Origin of the sequence: Paraburkholderia sp. BR13439, from assembly GCF_040948805.1 — a bacterium.
GTDB classification, from domain to species: Bacteria; Pseudomonadota; Gammaproteobacteria; order Burkholderiales; family Burkholderiaceae; genus Paraburkholderia; species Paraburkholderia youngii.
The window spans coordinates 35,743-52,382 of sequence record NZ_JBFPKN010000002.1; the positions used below are offsets into that span (position 1 = coordinate 35,743).

Consider the following 16,640-nt stretch of genomic DNA (forward strand, 5'->3'; position numbering starts at 1 on the left):
CACGGGCGAAAGCGGGGGTGAAACGACAGCGGCTACCGAGCGGCGGGCTCGCGCGGCGCGTACGGCCGAAACCGAAATCGCGCGTCAACACCTGTCTATACATGGCTTACCGCGCAGGGTAGACAACCGTACACATCGCGTCAAGATCGTTTAGAGTGCAGCTATTGAACGCGTGTACCGCGCGATGATTGAACGCACGATGACCACTGTCCCCGAAGCATCGTCCGTCGCCGGCCCGGAGTTGCCGCCCGGCAAGCGCAAGCTGATCGAAGCCGCGCTGCGGTTGACCGCCGGCGGCCGCAGTTTCGCGAGCCTCGGCTTACGCGAGCTCGCGCGCGAGGCGGGCCTCAATCCGAACACGTTCTACCGTCATTTCAGCGCGCTCGACGAACTCGCGCGCGAAGCCGTCGCCGCCGTGAGCCGTCGGCTTCGGCCGATGCTGCGGCGCGAGCGCTGGCTCGCCGCGCATGACGAGCCGCACAGCGTGCCGCGGCGCGCGTGCGTCGCTTTTTTCGCGTTTGCGCTCGCGAACCGCGAGGCGTTTCTGAGCGCGCTGGCGGAGTACCACGGCACGTCGCCGGCCTTGCGCGAAGCGGTGCGCGCGAACCTGCACGAGGTGTCGGCGGAAATGGCGGACGACGTCGTGCAACTCGAACTGATGCCGCGACTTGCGCGCGAAACCGTCGACGAAGTCTGCACGCAGATCGTGCTCCAACTGTTTCATCTATCCGCTGAATACATCGACGCAAACGACACGCGCCGCGACGCATTGATCGATTACGCCGAGCGTTTCATCGTGCGGCTGTTCGCAGGGGCGGTCGTGCTCGCGCAGCACGAGGTTAGCCAGGCGGAATCGGCGCGGGCCTGAAATAAGCGCAAGCGCTACACAAAACCGGCAGGCAAAAAACAGGCTCCGCGAAGGAGCCTGTGTTTCGTTCGACGCGGATCGATCGGGTGAAATCAGGTATCGGTCCAACCGCCGGAATCGTCGTTGCTGCCCATGTCGATGCCGCCGCCGCTGCCGTCATCGTTCCAGTCGTTCGAACCCTGACCGAAGTCGAGGCCGCCGCCGTTTCCGCCGTCGTTGCCGCGCCGGCGCAGTTCGTCGGGGTCGACGATCACGTCGCGCTCGATCACGCGGTCACGCCCATGACTGAGCGCCTCGCCAAGCAGCACGCCGGTCAGCAGACCGCCCATGCCGCCACCCATGCCACCGCCTTGCTGCACGATGACCTGCGGCTGCTGCTGAACCGGACCCTGTTGCGGATAAGGCGGCTGCGGATTGCCGAAGCGCTCGGCCTCCTGCGCATACGCCGATTGCTGGGCGGTGCCCACCGACGCGGCGGTCGGATCGGGCCGGCCGTCGGCGCGCGCACGCAGGCTCGCGATGCGTTGCTCGAACTCGTCGAGTGCATAAGGCGGCAGCGGATTCTTGCCGTTCGACAGCGTTTCGACAGTGCCGCGCAACTGCTCTTCGGTCGCTTCGACGTCTTTCTCGAGCAACTCGTGACCCGGCGCGGTGGACAGCTTCACGTCGAGCTTGATCGAACGCACCGTGTTGAGCATGTCGGTTGCACGCTTCAATTGCGCGCGACGGTCCTCGTCAGCGCGAGTGTCTTCCTGGCCGCGCGCGCGGCGCAAGGTCCAGCGCAGCACAAACGCGATCGCCACGATCAGAACAACGATACCGATCCACATACCCACCCCCGGACCATGCCGTAATTGCGCTTGCGACGCCATTGCCGACTGTTGCTGCACAGCAGGCGCATTCTGCTGCGCGAACGGATTCGCGGCATGACGGGTGACGTTGTTGCCCGCGCGCTCCGCGTCGCGGCGCAGGCGCGCTTCGGTTTGCGCGAAGCGGCTCGGGTCGGTGAAGCGGATCTGCGGATCGAGCGTCTTCGCCTGTTGGAGTTGCGCGAGCGCCTCGGCGGAACGGCCTTCGCGATCGAGCACCTGGGCGTACAGATAGTGCGCGTGTGCGTTGTTCGGATGCGCTTGCAACACTTCGGTGAGGCCGGCGTCGGCCTGCTGCCAGTTGCCCTGCGCCATCGCCGATTCGATTTGCTGAGCGGTCGGCACCGCGAACGCCGCGGCCGACACGAGCAGCAGCGAAGCGAAGGCGGTTGCGAAAAATTTTTTCATTTGCGGACCGGGCGGGGCGCGCCCGTCTCCATCAGTCGATTGCGGTGGCTGCCTGTGGCGGCCGATATGCCGGTGCGTTCAGGAGCGAGCGCACCGGCATGTACTGCTACTGCTGTTGTCACTGCCGCGTGTACCTGCTTCGCGTACTTGCCATGAGGTGGTACACCCGCATCCAGCATTTACTGCGCCGGCGTATTGAGCTGCTTCTTCAGCGCTTCGAGGCGGTCGTCGACGGACGGGCCGCGGTTCAGGTCCGCGAGTTTGTCGTCGAGCGCCTTGCCGCTTTTCTCGTCGGCGGAGTTCAGACGTGCGTCGGAACGCGCGTTCGACAGCGCGACTTTGTCTTCGAGTTTCTGGAAATCTTCGGAGAGGTTCTTGCCGCCGATGCCGCCGAGTGCCGTGGCCGCCGTATCTTTCGCCTGCGCGATCTGCTGCTTGGCTTGCAGGATGTTCGAGCGTGCGTTCAGGTCGTTGCGGCGCGTGCGCATGTCCTCGATCTGGCTCTTCAGTTGCGCGACCGACGGCTCCAGCGAGGTCAGCTCTTTCGTCAGTGCATCGCGTTCGGCTTCGGCGGTGGCCTGCGCCCCGAGCGCTTCACGCGCGAGCGCTTCGTCGCCGGACTGCAGCGCACGACGAGCACCGTCTTCATACTTCTTCGCCTTGTCCGCGGCAACATCGCGCTTGCTTTGCTGAGTGGCGACCTGCGCCTGAATCTCGATCAGCGAGTTCTCGGCCTTGCCGATGCTGTCGTCGAGTTCGCGCACGATCTGGCGCGAGTCACGCGACGGATCCTGCACCGAGTCGGCCGCATCGTTCAGAAGACCCTTGAGCGTGCGCGAAATGCTGTCAAAAAGCGACATGAAAACCTCCAGAGAATGTGAGCGGCGCCGACGATGCGTGCGCGCCTGACTGCTTTGAACTACTGCTACTTTACGCCGCCGCGCGCGATGCTGCGCAACGTTCGGACCGGAGTTCGGGGCGTACTTGTCAATTGCAATAGCGCGGTCCGTTTTTGTTGGGGCGCAATGCCGGGTCGAGGATTGCCTGGATGATGGAAAGCCGCGACGGGCATGGACTTGACGGCGGATATTACACCATCGGCTGTCTTAAAGATGGCTTGAACGATGCGGCCTTCCGGAGGCTGAAGCGATGCTGGAAAGCCACTGTTTGCAAGCGTGTGCGGGCATTATCGAGCAGCGGTTCATACAGGTGTCACTGATGTAACGATATGCAACGCGGACTCGTTGCATACGTCCGCCTGTTCGTTCGGATGCAGTGATCGCGGCACGATGCGCGGTAATTTTCCGTCACGCTTTCGGTCACGCGAAGCGGCCGCCTTCGGCGCTCGGGTCGCTGTGCGGTTCGTCGTCGTCGGGGGCCGGCTCGTTGGGGCGGCGCTTCAGAGAGTTGCGCAGACGCGCCGAGGTGCCGGACAGCCGCTGCGACGCGGCATGTTCGATTGCGTCCGTCTCCGTGTTTTCGGCGTTGTCGGCGGCTCGTGCCGCGGTCAGACGCGCGACGGCTTCGGCGGTGGCCGCCGCCTGTTCGGCCTGCTCGGCGGCGAGCGCGGCGGCGACACCCGCGGGAAGCAGCGGGGCGGGGGAATCGGCAGCGTCCGTCGCGACAGCGGGGCGACCGGCTGGCGGCATTGCGGGCGGGTCCGCGGCATCGGCTGCGCCGGCAGCCGCGCTTGCCGCGTCTTTGTCAGGCGCTTGCAGCGACGCCGGCAAGGCGGCGCGCGCATAGCGCGTACCGCGCGCGACGCGTTGCAGCGCCGCGTTCAGCGCATCGGGCGCGCGCGGCGCGCGCAGCCGGTCGACGATGCTCGCGGCCTTGACCTGCTCGCTGGTCGCACCGAAGCTCAGCACCGCGCGCCGCATCAGTTCGCTTACGCTGATGCCCAGTTCCTCCGCGGTCGCGGTAATCGCACGTTTCTGCGCAGTCGTGACGAATACGACGATGCGCTCGCTGGGCTTGGACATGATTGACTCGCAGTCTTGTTGGCATGGGCGGGTCGGCGCGTGCCCCCGGATACGGTGTCGAACCCGTCAACGGAGCTGCTGGTGGAACCCGCCGCTGGGTCCCCGTCGCGCGCATCGAAAGACGTGCGCGGGGTTCATCATATGACGAGTTGCGCCGCCACGGAATAAGCGTGATGCGAAAATCCCGTGACATCAATGAGTTGTAGTGATTGCGGCCGGTTTGTCCACAGCCCTTTCAACAGAAAATGTTGATAACCCCGCATAAGCCGCGCTCCGCACGCACGCGGCGATCCGCACTGCGCGAAATTACAGCCCCTTACCAGGAAAAGGCGGCCGTCGAAGGGAATTCTTACAAAAAAACCGCGTTGGAACGCTGCTGATTTCTTTAAAATGCGCTGTTACGTTGCGCCGGACATGGTCCGAGGCGTGCCGTGCGGCCGGCCGGGGGCAAGGTCCGCAGGGCGGCGTACGTCCCCGGCCAGGATGTCGATCACGACCCACGCGCGCGCCGTGTGCGCGTGCAGACAGGCGCGCAGTTGCGGGCCCATTACTCCAGTCATGCCAATCATCAAACGACCGCATTCCTCGAATTCTCCGGCCGGTGAAGACCGGGACTCCCATCAACGCACCCCAGGACGCAATGCTGCTTCGCGCGACGCCGAGTACGGCCGTCGTTCGATCGGTGCGTCGCTCGTGCTGTGGTTTATCGGCCTGATCGCGACCGTCGCCGTGATCGGCGCGCTGATCGTCGGCTATGCGCTCGTCGTGATGGGGCCGCAGTTGCCGTCGCTCGACGCGCTCACCGACTATCGCCCGAAGGTGCCGCTGCGCGTCTACACCGCAGATCACGTGCTGATCGGCGAATTCGGCGAGGAGCGCCGCAGCCTCGTGCGCTTCCAGGACATCCCCGACCAGATGAAGAAAGCGGTGCTCGCGATCGAGGACTACCGCTTCTACGAACACGGCGGCGTCGACTTCGTCGGCATTCTGCGCGCCGGTTTCGCCGACCTTGCGCATGGCGGCGCATCGCAGGGCGCGAGCACGATCACGATGCAGGTCGCGCGCAACTTCTTCCTCTCCAGCGAGAAGACCTATACCCGCAAGGTCTACGAAATGCTGCTCGCGTACAAGATCGAGCGAGCGCTGACGAAAGACCAGATCCTCGAGCTGTACATGAACCAGATCTACCTGGGCGAGCGCGCATACGGCTTCGCCGCGGCCGCGCGCGTGTACTTCGGCAAGGACCTGAAGGACATCTCGCTGGCCCAGGCCGCGATGCTCGCGGGCCTGCCGAAGGCGCCGTCCGCGTATAACCCGGTCGTCAATCCGAAGCGCGCGAAGATCCGTCAGGAGTACATCCTGCGACGCATGCTCGAACTGCGCTACATCACGCAGCAGCAGTATGACCAGGCCGTGAAGGAAGAGATTCACACGAAGAATCCGGGCAACGAGTACAGCGTGCATGCCGAGTACGTCGCCGAAATGGTGCGGCAGATGATGTACGCGCAGTACAAGGATGAAACCTACACGCGCGGCCTGAACGTCACGACGACGATCGATTCCGCCGACCAGGACGCCGCGTACCGCGCGGTGCGCAAGGGCGTGATGGACTACGAGCGGCGCCACGGCTATCGCGGACCGGAGGGCTTCGTGCAGTTGCCCGAGGCCGGCGACGACCGCGACCAGACCATCGACGACGCGCTGACCGATCACCCGGACAACGGCGAGATCATCGCCGGCGTGGTGACGGCCGCGAACGCGAAGCAGGTGGTCGCGCAACTGGTCGACGGTACGCAGGTGACGGTGTCGGGCGACGGCCTGCGCTTCGTCGCCGCCGCGCTGAGCCCACGCGCGAACCAGACGCTGCACATCAGGCCGGGTTCGATCGTGCGCCTCATCGCCGACGACAAGGGCAACTGGCAGATCACGCAGCTGCCGCAGGTCGAGGGCGCGCTGGTGTCGCTGACGCCGCAGGACGGTGCGATCCGCGCGCTGATCGGCGGTTTCGACTTCAACAAGAACAAGTTCAACCATGTGACGCAAGCGTGGCGCCAGCCGGGTTCGAGCTTCAAGCCGTTCATCTATTCGGCCGCGCTCGACAAGGGTCTCGCCCCGGCGACGATCATCAACGACGCGCCGCTGTACTTCCCGCCGAGCACGCCGGGCGGCGACGCGTGGGAGCCGAAGGACGACGACCAGCCTGATGGTCCGATGTCGATGCGCCTCGCGCTGCAGAAGTCGAAGAACCTCGTGTCGATCCGCATCCTGTCGTTCATCGGCACCAGGTACGCGCAGGACTTCGTCACGCAGCGCTTCGGTTTCGACGCCGACAAGACCCCGCCGTATCTGCCGATGGCGCTCGGCGCGGGCCTCGTCACGCCGCTGCAGTCGGCGGGCGCGTACTCGGTGTTCGCGAACGGCGGCTACCGGATCAATCCGTATCTGATCAACGAAGTGACCGACGCGCGTGGCGTGGCGATCTCGCGGGCGCAGCCGCTCGTCGCTGGGCACGATGCGCCGCGCACGCTCGAGCCGCGCAACGCGTACATCATGAACAGCCTGTTGCACTCGGTCGCGACCGCGGGTACGGGGGCGGGCACCAACGTGCTGAAGCGCTCGGACCTGCAGGGCAAAACCGGTACGACCAACGATGCTAAGGACGGCTGGTTCGCCGGCTATCAGCAGTCGCTGGTGGCGGTCGCCTGGATGGGCTATGACCAGCCGAAGAGTCTCGGCAGCCGTGAATTCGGTGCGCAGCTCGCGCTGCCGATCTGGGTCGAGTACATGCAGCGCGCGCTGCGCGGTGTGCCACAGGCCGAGCCGCCGCAACCCGACGGTGTGACGGCGATGGACGGTGAGTTGTTCTTCAGCGACAAGTTGCCGGGGCAAGGCTTCGTCGCGAGCATCGGTCTCGATTCGAGCAATCCGATGGCCGGCGCGACCGATGCGGTGGGCGGTGTGGGGCCGGCGGGCATGACGCCGCCGGTGGTCCCGCCGCCGAGCGTGTCGACGACCGAGAAGAAGCAGATCATGGATCTGTTCGAGTCGAACAAGCCTTGATGTTTTTGACAGCGCGTGCGCGGTCGGCTTCGGCGGGTCGCGCACGCGTTCACCCCTTCGGGTCGGATTCCTGACCTATCCTTCCTTCTTTGCGCGATGCGTGCGCGAATGCATCGGCGGCTGAATCCATCGCGCGCTCAAGCACTTGGACGCGATCTCCAGGCCTTATCAACAGGTCTTTCAACACATTCTGTGGATAACGGCGCTGGCCGTTTTTTTACCGTCGTGACTCCGCTTGATCGCGTCGTTGCTTCGAAATTGCTACGCCCGATAACACGCGGGACAAAGCGATTCGCCTCAAGCACTTAGACGCTTCGCCGCTGGCTTATCAACAAGTCTGTCAACACAAACTGGGGATAACACGAATTGGGAATAAGTGCGCGGCGTTCGGTAGGGAATCCCAGGTTTAGTTGGATGCGGTTGTGTTCGGTGTACCGACGGGCGCCGACGCAGACGCAGCAGTCGAAGCGGCCGCAGCCGGCGCGGACGATGTCCGGCCCTGATCGAGCGGCGGATTCCCCATCGCTTGCAACAGCGCAGCCGTGTCGCTGAGCCGCGCACTCGTATAGCGGATCTCGTCGAGCTGCGCGTTGCGCCATTGCTGCTCGCTCGAACGGGTCGCCGCGACGGGCAGCGAGCCGAGCCGATAGCGCGCCGACGTCTCGTTGAACACGCCCTGTGCCGAACGCGCGGCGATGTTCGCGGCATCGAGCGACTGCGCGTCGTGCTCGAGCGAGGCGAGCGTATCGGCGACGTTCTGGAACGCGGCCAGCACGGTCTGTTTGTACTGCGACACGCTCGCTTCGTAGGTGTGTTGCGCCGCGCGGCGCTGCGCGAGCAGCGCGCCGCCATGAAACAGCGGTTGCGACAGCGACGCGCCGATGCTCCAGATCGCCCCCGCACCGGACATCGCGACCGGCCAGCTAAACCCGCCTTGTCCCATCGATGCCGACAGCGACAGACTCGGGAACATCTGCGCGGTGGCGACGCCGACATCGGTCGCAGCGGCCTTCAGCGCGGCGTCGGCGGCCTCGATGTCAGGCCGCGTGCGTAGCAGCTCCGACGGCACCACGACCGGCACCTGCTCGGGCAGATGCAATTGCACGAGATCGATGTCGTCCGGCGCTGCATCGGGCGTGCGGCCAAGCAGCACCGCGAGCGCGTGACGCGTGGTGAGCCACTGTTGCTTCAGCGCCGGCAGACTCGCCGACACGCTCGCCGCGCTCTGCTGCGCGTTCAGCAGATCGGCATGCGAGACCGCGCCGAGCGCGAAGCGCCGTTCGGTATCGCGTGCCTGATCGTTGGCGAGGACCACGAGCCGCTCGGTCGTATCGATCTGTGCATGCAGCGCGGCGCTCGTGATCGTCGCAGTCACGATGTTCGCCGCGAGCGCGCGCCGCGCCGCCTCGAGCTGGTAGACCTGCACGTTCACGCGCGCGGCGAGCGCCGCGTTCGCGAGCCGCGCGGAGCCGAATAGATCGAACGTGTAATGCGCCTGCAACTGGCCGACGAACACGTTGTACAGAAACGTGTTCGGTCCGATCTCGGGGATCGCGAGCGCGCGATTGCGGGTGGCCTGGCCGCCGGCGTCGATGGTCGGCAGCAGCGAACTGCCGACCTGCGCGCGCAACTGCTCGCGCGCGGCGGCGAGACTGCGGTCGGTCGCGTCGAGCGTCGGACTATTGCGCAAGCCTTCGTCGACGAGCGCGTTCAGCGCCTCGGAGCGGTACAGCTTCCACCATTCGGGCACCGGCTGCGCGCCGGTCACGAACTGCTGCGTGATGCCCTGCGCGGGCACGGTTTGCGTCGGCAGCGGCTCGGCACCGTAGTGCGCGGGCTGCGGCATCGCGGGCGCGTCGCCGTTCGGTCCGAACGAGCAGGCGCCGAGCATGCAGGTGATGCTCGCGATGCCGGTGGCCAGCGTGGTGCGGGCCAGCGCGTCGAAGCGCGCGCGGCGGTGGGATAGGGCGGGAGTAGTCATGCTCGTGCTCATGCTCAGTTACCCGTATGCGTGGCGCCGGAACCGGACGGCGTCTGCGGCTCGCGCTCGTCGGTACGCACGCGGAACGACGCGGCGTACAACGCGGGCAGATAGAACAGCGTCAGGATCGTCGCGCTCGTGATGCCGCCCATCAGCGCGGTCGCCATCGGCCCGAAGAAGTTCGAGCGCAAGAGCGGGATCAGCGCGAGCACGGCGGCGGCGGCGGTCAGCGTGATCGGCCGGAACCGCCGCACGGTCGCGCCGACGATCGCATCGAAACGCTTGTGCCCCGACGCGATGTCCTGCTCGATCTGATCGACGAGAATCACCGAGTTGCGCATGATGATGCCGAACATCGCGATCACACCGAGCATCGCGACGAAGCCGAACGGCTGGCCGAACAGCAGCAACGTCAGCACGACGCCGATCAGGCCGAGCGGCGCGGTCAGCACGACCATCAGCACGCGCGCGAAGCTTTGCAGCTGGATCATCAGCAGCGTCAGCACCGCGATCACCATGATCGGAATCTGCGCGTTGATCGAGGTTTGACCCTTGGCGCTTTCCTCGACGGAGCCGCCGATCTCGATCCGGTAGCCGACCGGCAGCGTCGCGCGGATCGGCGCGAGCGCGCGGTCCACCGCGTGGGTCACGTCGATGCCTTGCGCGCCGGCCGACACGTCGGACTGCACGGTGATGGTCGGCTGGCGGTCGCGTTCCCAGATCACGCCGTATTCGAGGTCGTTGCGCAGATGTCCGAGGGTGCCGAGCGGCACCGGGCCGTTCGGCGTCGGCATCGCGAGCGCGGTCAGCTGCGACGGGTCGACGCGTTCGGCGCGCGGCGCGCGCAGATCGACGCTGATCAGCTTGTCGCGCTCGCGATACTGCGTGACCGTGTAGCCGGACATTGTCAGCGCGAGGAAGCTGGAGATGTCTTCGGATGTCACGCCGAGCTCGCGCGCGCGTTTCTGGTCGATCTCGAAGCGCACCGAGCGCTCGGCGGGTTCGTCCCAGTCGAACTGCACGTTGCGCGTGCCGCGATTGGCGCGCATCGTCGCGGCGACGCGTTCGGCGATCGAGCGCACAGTCGCGATGTCGTCGCCGCTCACGCGGAACTGCACCGGATAGCCGACCGGCGGGCCGTTCTCGAGGCGCGACAGGCGCGTGCGGATCGCCGGGAAGTCGTTGCGCAACTCCGGTTCGAGCCACTGTGCGAGCTTCTCGCGATCCTTGACCGACTTCGTGGTGATCACGAACTGCGCGAAGTTCGGCTGCTGCAATTGCTGATCGAGCGGCAGATAGAAGCGCGGCGCGCCGGTGCCGACGAAGCTGACCGAGTGATCGATTTCCGGCCGCCCTTTGAGAACCTGTTCCAGCCGCTGCGCCTGACGCAGCGTTGCATCGAACGACGCGCCTTCGGGTAGCCGCACATCGACCAGCAACTCCGGCCGGTCCGAGCTCGGGAAGAACTGCTGCGGCACCAGCGAGAAGCCGGCCATCGCGAGCACGAACAGCAGCACGGTGATCGCGAGCACCACGAAGCGCCGCTCGATGCACCAGCCGATCCAGCCGCGCAAGCGCGTGTAGAAGCGCGTGTCGTAGATGTCGTGTTCGTGATCGTCGGGCTCGTGCGCATGGCGCTTGCGCTCGGGCAGCATGTGATAGCCGAGCAGCGGAATCAGCACGACCGCCGCGAGCCACGACGCGATCAGCGCGATCGCCGACACTTCGAAGATCGAACGCGTGTACTCGCCGGTGCTCGATTTCGCGAGCGCGATCGGCAGGAAGCCGGACACGGTCACGAGCGTCCCGGTCAGCATCGGAAACGCGGTGCTGGTGTACGCGAAGGCCGCGGCGCGCGTGCGGTTCCAGCCTTGCTCGAGCTTCACCGACATCATTTCGACCGCGATGATCGCATCGTCGACGAGCAGGCCGAGCGCGAGCACAAGGGTGCCGAGCGATACCTTGTGCAGGCCGATATCGAACAGGTACATGCACAGCGCGGTGACCGCGAGCACCACCGGAATCGAGATCACGACGACCATGCCGGTGCGCACGCCAAGTGACACCAGACTCACGATCAGCACGATCGCGACTGCTTCGGCGACCGCTTCGAGGAAGTCGTTCACAGAGCGCGCGACCGCGTGCGGCATGCTCGATACTTCGACCAGATTCAATCCGACGGGCAGCGCGGCGCGCAGTTGGGTCATCTGCTGATCGAGCGCGCGGCCGAGGCGGATCACGTCGCCGCCAGGCTGCATCGTCACGCCGATGCCCAGCACGGGTTTGCCGCCGAAGCGCATCTGCGTGACGATCGGGTCGTCGTAGCCGCGCCTGATCGTCGCGATGTCGCCGAGACGGAACGTGCGGTTGTTGATGCGGATCAGCGTGTCGGCAAGCGCGTTGACGTCGTTGAACTGGCCGCTCGGGCGCACGAACACGCGGTCGTCGGTGGTGGTGAGCGTGCCCGCGGGCGCGATTGCGTTCTGCGCGTTGATCGCCTGGCCGAGCTGTTGCGGCGAGATGCCCAGACGCGTCAACTGCGTGTTCGCGATCTCGATGTAGATGTGCTGATCGGGGTCGCCGAAATAGTCGACCTTGCCGACGCCCGGCACGCGCAGCAGCACCGAGCGCAACTGGTCCGCGTAATCATGCAGTTGCGCGGCGGAAAAGCCGTCGCCTTCGAGCGTGTAGATGTTGGTGTAGACGTCGCCGAATTCATCGTTGAAGAACGGGCCCTGGATGCCCGGCGGCAAGGTCGCCGAGATGTCGCCGACTTTCTTGCGCACCTGGTACCACGTTTCGGGCACCTGGCTCACCGGCGCGGAGTCTTTCATCGTGAAGAAGATCAGCGATTCGCCGGGGCGCGAGTAGCTGCGCACGAAATCGATGTACGGCGTTTCCTGCAGCTTGCGGCCGATGCGATCGGTCAGTTGCTCCTGCACCTGGCGCGAGGTGGCGCCGGGCCAGAACGTGCGGATCACCATCACGCGGAACGTGAAGGGCGGGTCTTCCGATTGCGCGAGCCGCGTGTAGGCGAGGATGCCGAACGCGGTGGCGAGCGCGATCAGGAACACGACCAGCGCCTGATGACGCAGCGCCCACGCGGAAAGATTGAAGCGGCCTTCTTCGTGCGCCGTGCTCATGAAGCGAAGTCCTCGGGATGCAGCGGCGCGATCGCGCGGACTTTCTCGCCGGCGCTCACGGTGTGCACCCCTTGCAGTACGACGCTTTCGCCATCTTTCAGGCCCTCGCTGACGACAAACGTGCGCTCGTAGTAGCGCGTGACGGTCACGCGACGCAGCTCGAGCGTGTTGTCCGCGGCGCGCACGACCCACACGGCCGGTTCACGCCCCTCGTGAAACAGCGCGGTGACCGGCAGCGTGAACACGCCGTGCTGCGCGGCCGCCGCGGTGAGCGGCAGGGCCGGCGTGACGTCGGCGGTCATGCCGAGGCGCACGTCGGCGCCGGCATCGACGAGCGTCAGACGCGCGCGCCATGTGCGGCTTTGCGGATCGGCGGCCGGCGACAGCTCACGCACGCGCGCGCTGAGCTTGCGGCCCGGCAGCGCGGCGAGCGTGACGCTCGCATTCTGGCCGACCGCGAATGCGGCGAGCGCGCTTTCGGGCACGTCGCACAACACGTCGACGTCGCCGCTCCACGCGAGGTTGTAGACGGCCTGACCCGCCGACACGTTTTGTCCCGTGTCCGCCTGTTCAGCCGTGATGACGCCCGCATGACCGGCGGTGAGCGTCGTGTACTGCAACTGGTTCTTCGCGAGCGCCGCCTGCTGCCGCGCCTGATCGCGCTGCGCGAGCGCGGACGCGTAGGCGTTGGTGGTCTGTTCGAGCTGCGCCGGTGCAATCAGGTTTTCCTTGGCCTGGGCCCTGTCGCGTTCGAGCTGCTGCTGCGCATAGACGAGGTTGTGCTGCGCGGCTTCGACCTGCGCCTGTGTGCTCGCGGCGTTTTTCTGCGCATCGGCCGGGTCGAGCAGTGCGACGACTTCGCCGCTCTTCACCGTGTCGCCGAGCCGCACCCGCCGCTCGATGATCTTGCCGGCGACGCGAAACGACAGCGGCGTCGAATAGCGCGCCTGCACTTCGCCGGGCAGCGACGCCGCCTGCAGCGCGTGACCGTCCGCATGCACGGCGAGCGCGACCACCGGGCGCGGCGCGGGTGCCGCGGCTTCCTTCTTCGAGCAGGCCGAGAGCGCGAGCACGCCTGCCAGCGCCAGCGCGCAGGTCTGCATGGCGAAACCGCGGTGATGGGATGGGGGAGACTGCTGGCGCATCGCTGACGATGCGGGAGAACCGGGACGCTTCACAATTACCCCAACTGGAGACAGCGAACGAACACGGCAAGCCGCGTGGCCCGCCAGCGAAGACCTGCACGCCGTTCATGCTAATGGCATACAGATATGGCTTTGGATGACGAAATGCATTCTAATACACTCGTGTATCTGAATGTATAGATGGATTTGAATTCTTTTGGATGCTAGGCTTGCGGCCATGAAACGTCAAAGACTGACACGAGAGCAGAGCAAAGACCAGACGCGGGGGCGGCTGCTCGATGCTGCGCAGGCAACTTTCATGAAGAAGGGCTTCGTCGCGGCGAGTGTCGAGGACATCGCGGCGGCGGCAGGCTATACGCGCGGCGCGTTCTATTCGAACTTCCGCAGCAAGACCGAGCTGTTTCTGGAGCTGTTGCGGCGTGATCACGAAGCGATGCAGGCGGGACTGCATGCGATCTTCGAAAACGCGGCGTCGCGCGAGGAGATGGAGGCGCGCGTGCTGCGCTACTACAGCTCGCTGCATCGCGAGAACAAGTGTTTTCTGCTATGGGTCGAGGCGAAGCTGCTGGCGGTGCGCGACGGCCGTTTCCGGCTGCGCTTCAACGCGTACATGCACGAGAAGATCGAACAGTTGAGCGCCTATGTGCGCGAGTTCTCGGAGCGCGTGGGCACGCCGATGTCGATGCCGCCCGAGCAGCTCGCGATCGGACTGATGGGGTTATGCGACGGCGTCCAGTTCTTCTACACGGTCGATCCGCAGAATGTGCCGACCGAAATGGCCGAAATGGTGCTGGCGGGGTTTTTCTCGCGCGTGGTGTTCGGGCGCGATGCGTGACAGTGGGCGTTGAGCCCGGATGCAAGAACGCGCGACCCCGACGGATCGCGCATCAGATACGGCTAGAACCGCAAAAATCAGTCGACCGGCAGTTGCGCGCAGGCTTCGGCGGCGGGCGCCGCGCAAGCGAACGCGTATTGGCCGCTGGCGTCGAGGATCTTTGCCCCTGCGTGCAGGGCGACCTTGATATCCGCGCAGCGCTCATAAGCGATATATGCCGAGCTGGCGGCGGCCGACCAGCAAACCAGCGAAAACGCGATTTTTTCGAGCAGATGAAAACGATGTGGCATGGCGATGGGGCGGTAATTTCTTTCGGCCGCTATTTTACCAATAGACTAGGGTTTATACCTAGTTAAAACCCACAATAGACGCCGCAATAGTGGCGGGATCGACACGCCACCTCGAATCTGACCGGAATGTCATGTCTGGGTCAGGGTTGGGACATGTCCGATAGCTAGAATCGGTTGGGTTGGGCGGGCCCATGCGCATGCCGCGCGGGTCCACGCAGGCGGCAACCATTGCGCCGGCCCGGCTTTACCGAGGCAGGAGTCGTCCCATGAATCAACTGCAGTCGATGCGCGTGTTCGTCAAGGTGGCGGACCTCGGCAGTTTCGTTGGCGCGGCGGCCGCGCTGGATCTGTCCACCGCGGTCGTCACGCGGCACGTCGCGGATCTCGAAGCGCGGCTCGGCACCCGATTGCTGAACCGCACGACCCGCCGTCTGTCGCTGACCGAATCCGGCGCGACCTATCTGGAGCGCGTACGTCACATCCTCGCCGATCTCGAAGGCGTCGAGCAGATGGTGGTGGCGCGCAATCACGAACCAGTCGGCACACTGCGCATCGTCGCGCCGGTCGTGTTCGGGCTGCATAGTCTCGCGCCGGTCGTGCAGTCGTACGCGGCGCGCTATCCGGACGTCGTGCCCGACGTCACGCTCGCCGACCGCCACGTCGATCTCGTCGAAGAGGGCTTCGACGTCGGTATTCTGGTTGCGCGGCAGATGCGCAGCGCGAGCATCGTCACGCGGCGGCTGACGACCGGCTATATGACAGTGTGCGCGACGCCCGAGTATCTGGCGCAACACGGCACGCCGAAACGCCCCGACGATCTGCTCGGGCATTCGTGCCTGAGCCGGCCGGCCGAGCAGGGTGGCGGCGAGGAGCGCGTGTTCAGCGGGCCGGACGGCGAAGTGCGGGTGCGGCCGACCAACGCGATCGCGGCGAACAACGCCGAGATGCTGCGGCAGTTCGCGCTGCTGGGCATGGGCGTGGCGATTCTGCCGAGCTACCTGATCGGGCGGGATCTGGCGGCTGGGCGGCTCGTGCGTCTGCTCGACCAGTACAGCCTGCCGCCCATCGAAATCACGATTGCGTATCCGAGCCGGCTGCATCTGCCGGCGAAGGTACGGACGTTCATCGATCATCTGGTCGAGCATTTCCAACCGGAAAGCGCACAGGTGCGGGATTCGCGCAGTGCGGCGCTGGTGCGGGCGGTAGCGCAGGTGAGGGGGGCCGACGATCAGGTCGCGCGCGAGATGGCCGAAGACGCGCTCGAACGCACCCGCACGACACGCCGTGTGACAAGGGTGCCGCGCACGCGGATCGCGGCGTCGTCGCAGTTCTGAAGGGTGAGGTGATGCGTGTCTGAATCCGGCTTCAGATGCCTAAGCCCGGACCATAATTGCCGCCGATCAGGCGCGTGACCGACTCGATGTCGACATAATCCTGCTCCGGCATGCTATCGAGCATCGCCAGTACCTCGTTGCTCGCGCCGGCTTCGCGTGCCGCGTCGACGAGCGCATCTTTGTTGGTGGGAAATTCGACTTCGCTGAGAAGATCGGCGATCTGCAGATCGATCGATTCGCCGGGGATGTCCGAGGCCGTCATGCGCATGCTCCTGTCGAGCTCGAGTTAGTCACGTTGTTATTGCCGCCGCGAAAAGCTAGCGCCTCGCCGCGATGAGTTTCTCGCAGCGTGTCGCAATCCCACGCGTATCGCCACCCCATCTTCATGACAGCCGGCGCAAGCCGGGCCGGCGCGCCGTCGCGGCAGCGCCAACGCCCGCCGTTGCGGCCGCACTCACGTGGTCAGATGCTCGTGCTGCCCGGTCAGGCTGCGTTCCAGATGTCGGGACTTTGGGAGCGCAATATGCTCCCAGTGCTGCGGACGGCTCGAGTCGGCGCTCGCCACGTCCGGGGCAGGAGGCGCGACCGGCGCGGCGTCCACGCGTTGCGCAAGCGTAATGGAATCCTTGCTGTCCGGCGCGGTATGAACCGGCGCGGCGAAACACGAGGCTGACAGCGTCACCATGATTAACAGTGTCGAGGTTTTCATCGCCCGACCTCCTAAA

The 16,640-nt window shown here is 65.5% G+C and carries 13 protein-coding genes; 4 read left to right on the plus strand and 9 right to left on the minus strand.

The window, feature by feature from the left end; all coding sequences use genetic code 11:
• Positions 1–199 precede the first annotated feature (199 nt).
• Positions 200–868 carry a TetR family transcriptional regulator gene (locus AB3X96_RS04115; protein WP_368588691.1) on the plus strand — a complete coding sequence of 223 codons (669 nt, stop codon included), beginning with the start codon at positions 200–202 and terminating at the stop codon, positions 866–868.
• 92 nt (positions 869–960) lie between these two features.
• On the opposite strand, the gene AB3X96_RS04120 is transcribed toward AB3X96_RS04115, so the two are convergent.
• The 3 genes from AB3X96_RS04120 to AB3X96_RS04130 form a co-directional block, all read right to left on the minus strand.
• On the minus strand, positions 961–2,145 hold the full coding sequence (locus AB3X96_RS04120) for a tetratricopeptide repeat protein (protein WP_368588692.1): 1,185 nt from the start codon (positions 2,143–2,145) through the stop codon (positions 961–963).
• Between the two features lie 179 nt (positions 2,146–2,324).
• On the minus strand, positions 2,325–3,005 hold the full coding sequence (locus tag AB3X96_RS04125) for a PspA/IM30 family protein (RefSeq protein WP_018417715.1): 681 nt from the start codon (positions 3,003–3,005) through the stop codon (positions 2,325–2,327).
• Between the two features lie 459 nt (positions 3,006–3,464).
• Positions 3,465–4,127, minus strand: coding sequence for a hypothetical protein (locus AB3X96_RS04130; RefSeq protein WP_368588693.1), 663 nt, complete (start codon positions 4,125–4,127; stop codon positions 3,465–3,467).
• A gap of 558 nt (positions 4,128–4,685) precedes the next feature.
• On the opposite strand from AB3X96_RS04130, the gene AB3X96_RS04135 reads away from it, so the two are divergent.
• Positions 4,686–7,187 (plus strand): penicillin-binding protein 1A, encoded by a 2,502-nt coding sequence (locus AB3X96_RS04135; RefSeq protein ID WP_368588694.1) that lies wholly within the window; start codon positions 4,686–4,688, stop codon positions 7,185–7,187.
• Between the two features lie 406 nt (positions 7,188–7,593).
• Here the strand turns inward: AB3X96_RS04135 and AB3X96_RS04140 are convergent, their stop codons facing one another.
• From AB3X96_RS04140 to AB3X96_RS04150, 3 genes are read right to left on the minus strand one after another with little or no spacing between them, the layout of a single operon-like run.
• A complete protein-coding gene (locus AB3X96_RS04140; protein ID WP_368588695.1) occupies positions 7,594–9,168 on the minus strand; it encodes an efflux transporter outer membrane subunit in 1,575 nt (524 codons plus the stop codon).
• A 14-nt stretch (positions 9,169–9,182) separates the two neighbouring features.
• Positions 9,183–12,311, minus strand: a complete 3,129-nt coding sequence (locus tag AB3X96_RS04145) for an efflux RND transporter permease subunit (RefSeq protein ID WP_368588696.1) — start codon at positions 12,309–12,311, stop codon at positions 9,183–9,185.
• Positions 12,308–13,456 (minus strand): efflux RND transporter periplasmic adaptor subunit, encoded by a 1,149-nt coding sequence (locus AB3X96_RS04150; protein WP_368588697.1) that lies wholly within the window; start codon positions 13,454–13,456, stop codon positions 12,308–12,310. The genes AB3X96_RS04145 and AB3X96_RS04150 overlap by 4 nt, the downstream gene beginning before the upstream one ends.
• 217 nt (positions 13,457–13,673) lie before the next feature.
• Between AB3X96_RS04150 and AB3X96_RS04155 the strand changes: the two genes are divergently transcribed.
• Complete coding sequence (locus AB3X96_RS04155; protein ID WP_368588698.1) at positions 13,674–14,291, plus strand: TetR/AcrR family transcriptional regulator; 618 nt, start codon at positions 13,674–13,676, stop codon at positions 14,289–14,291.
• Positions 14,292–14,368: 77 nt separating this feature from the next.
• On the opposite strand, the gene AB3X96_RS04160 is transcribed toward AB3X96_RS04155, so the two are convergent.
• Positions 14,369–14,581, minus strand: coding sequence for a hypothetical protein (locus AB3X96_RS04160; protein ID WP_368588699.1), 213 nt, complete (start codon positions 14,579–14,581; stop codon positions 14,369–14,371).
• Positions 14,582–14,847: 266 nt separating this feature from the next.
• On the opposite strand from AB3X96_RS04160, the gene AB3X96_RS04165 reads away from it, so the two are divergent.
• Positions 14,848–15,915: a LysR family transcriptional regulator gene (locus AB3X96_RS04165; protein ID WP_368588700.1), complete on the plus strand. Its 1,068-nt coding sequence runs from the start codon at positions 14,848–14,850 to the stop codon at positions 15,913–15,915.
• Between the two features lie 31 nt (positions 15,916–15,946).
• Here the strand turns inward: AB3X96_RS04165 and AB3X96_RS04170 are convergent, their stop codons facing one another.
• Both AB3X96_RS04170 and AB3X96_RS04175 read right to left on the minus strand, forming a co-directional pair.
• Positions 15,947–16,177, minus strand: a complete 231-nt coding sequence (locus AB3X96_RS04170; RefSeq protein WP_176379263.1) for a DUF2795 domain-containing protein — start codon at positions 16,175–16,177, stop codon at positions 15,947–15,949.
• A gap of 192 nt (positions 16,178–16,369) precedes the next feature.
• A complete protein-coding gene (locus AB3X96_RS04175; protein WP_176108347.1) occupies positions 16,370–16,624 on the minus strand; it encodes a hypothetical protein in 255 nt (84 codons plus the stop codon).
• Between the last annotated feature and the right edge of the window lie 16 nt (positions 16,625–16,640).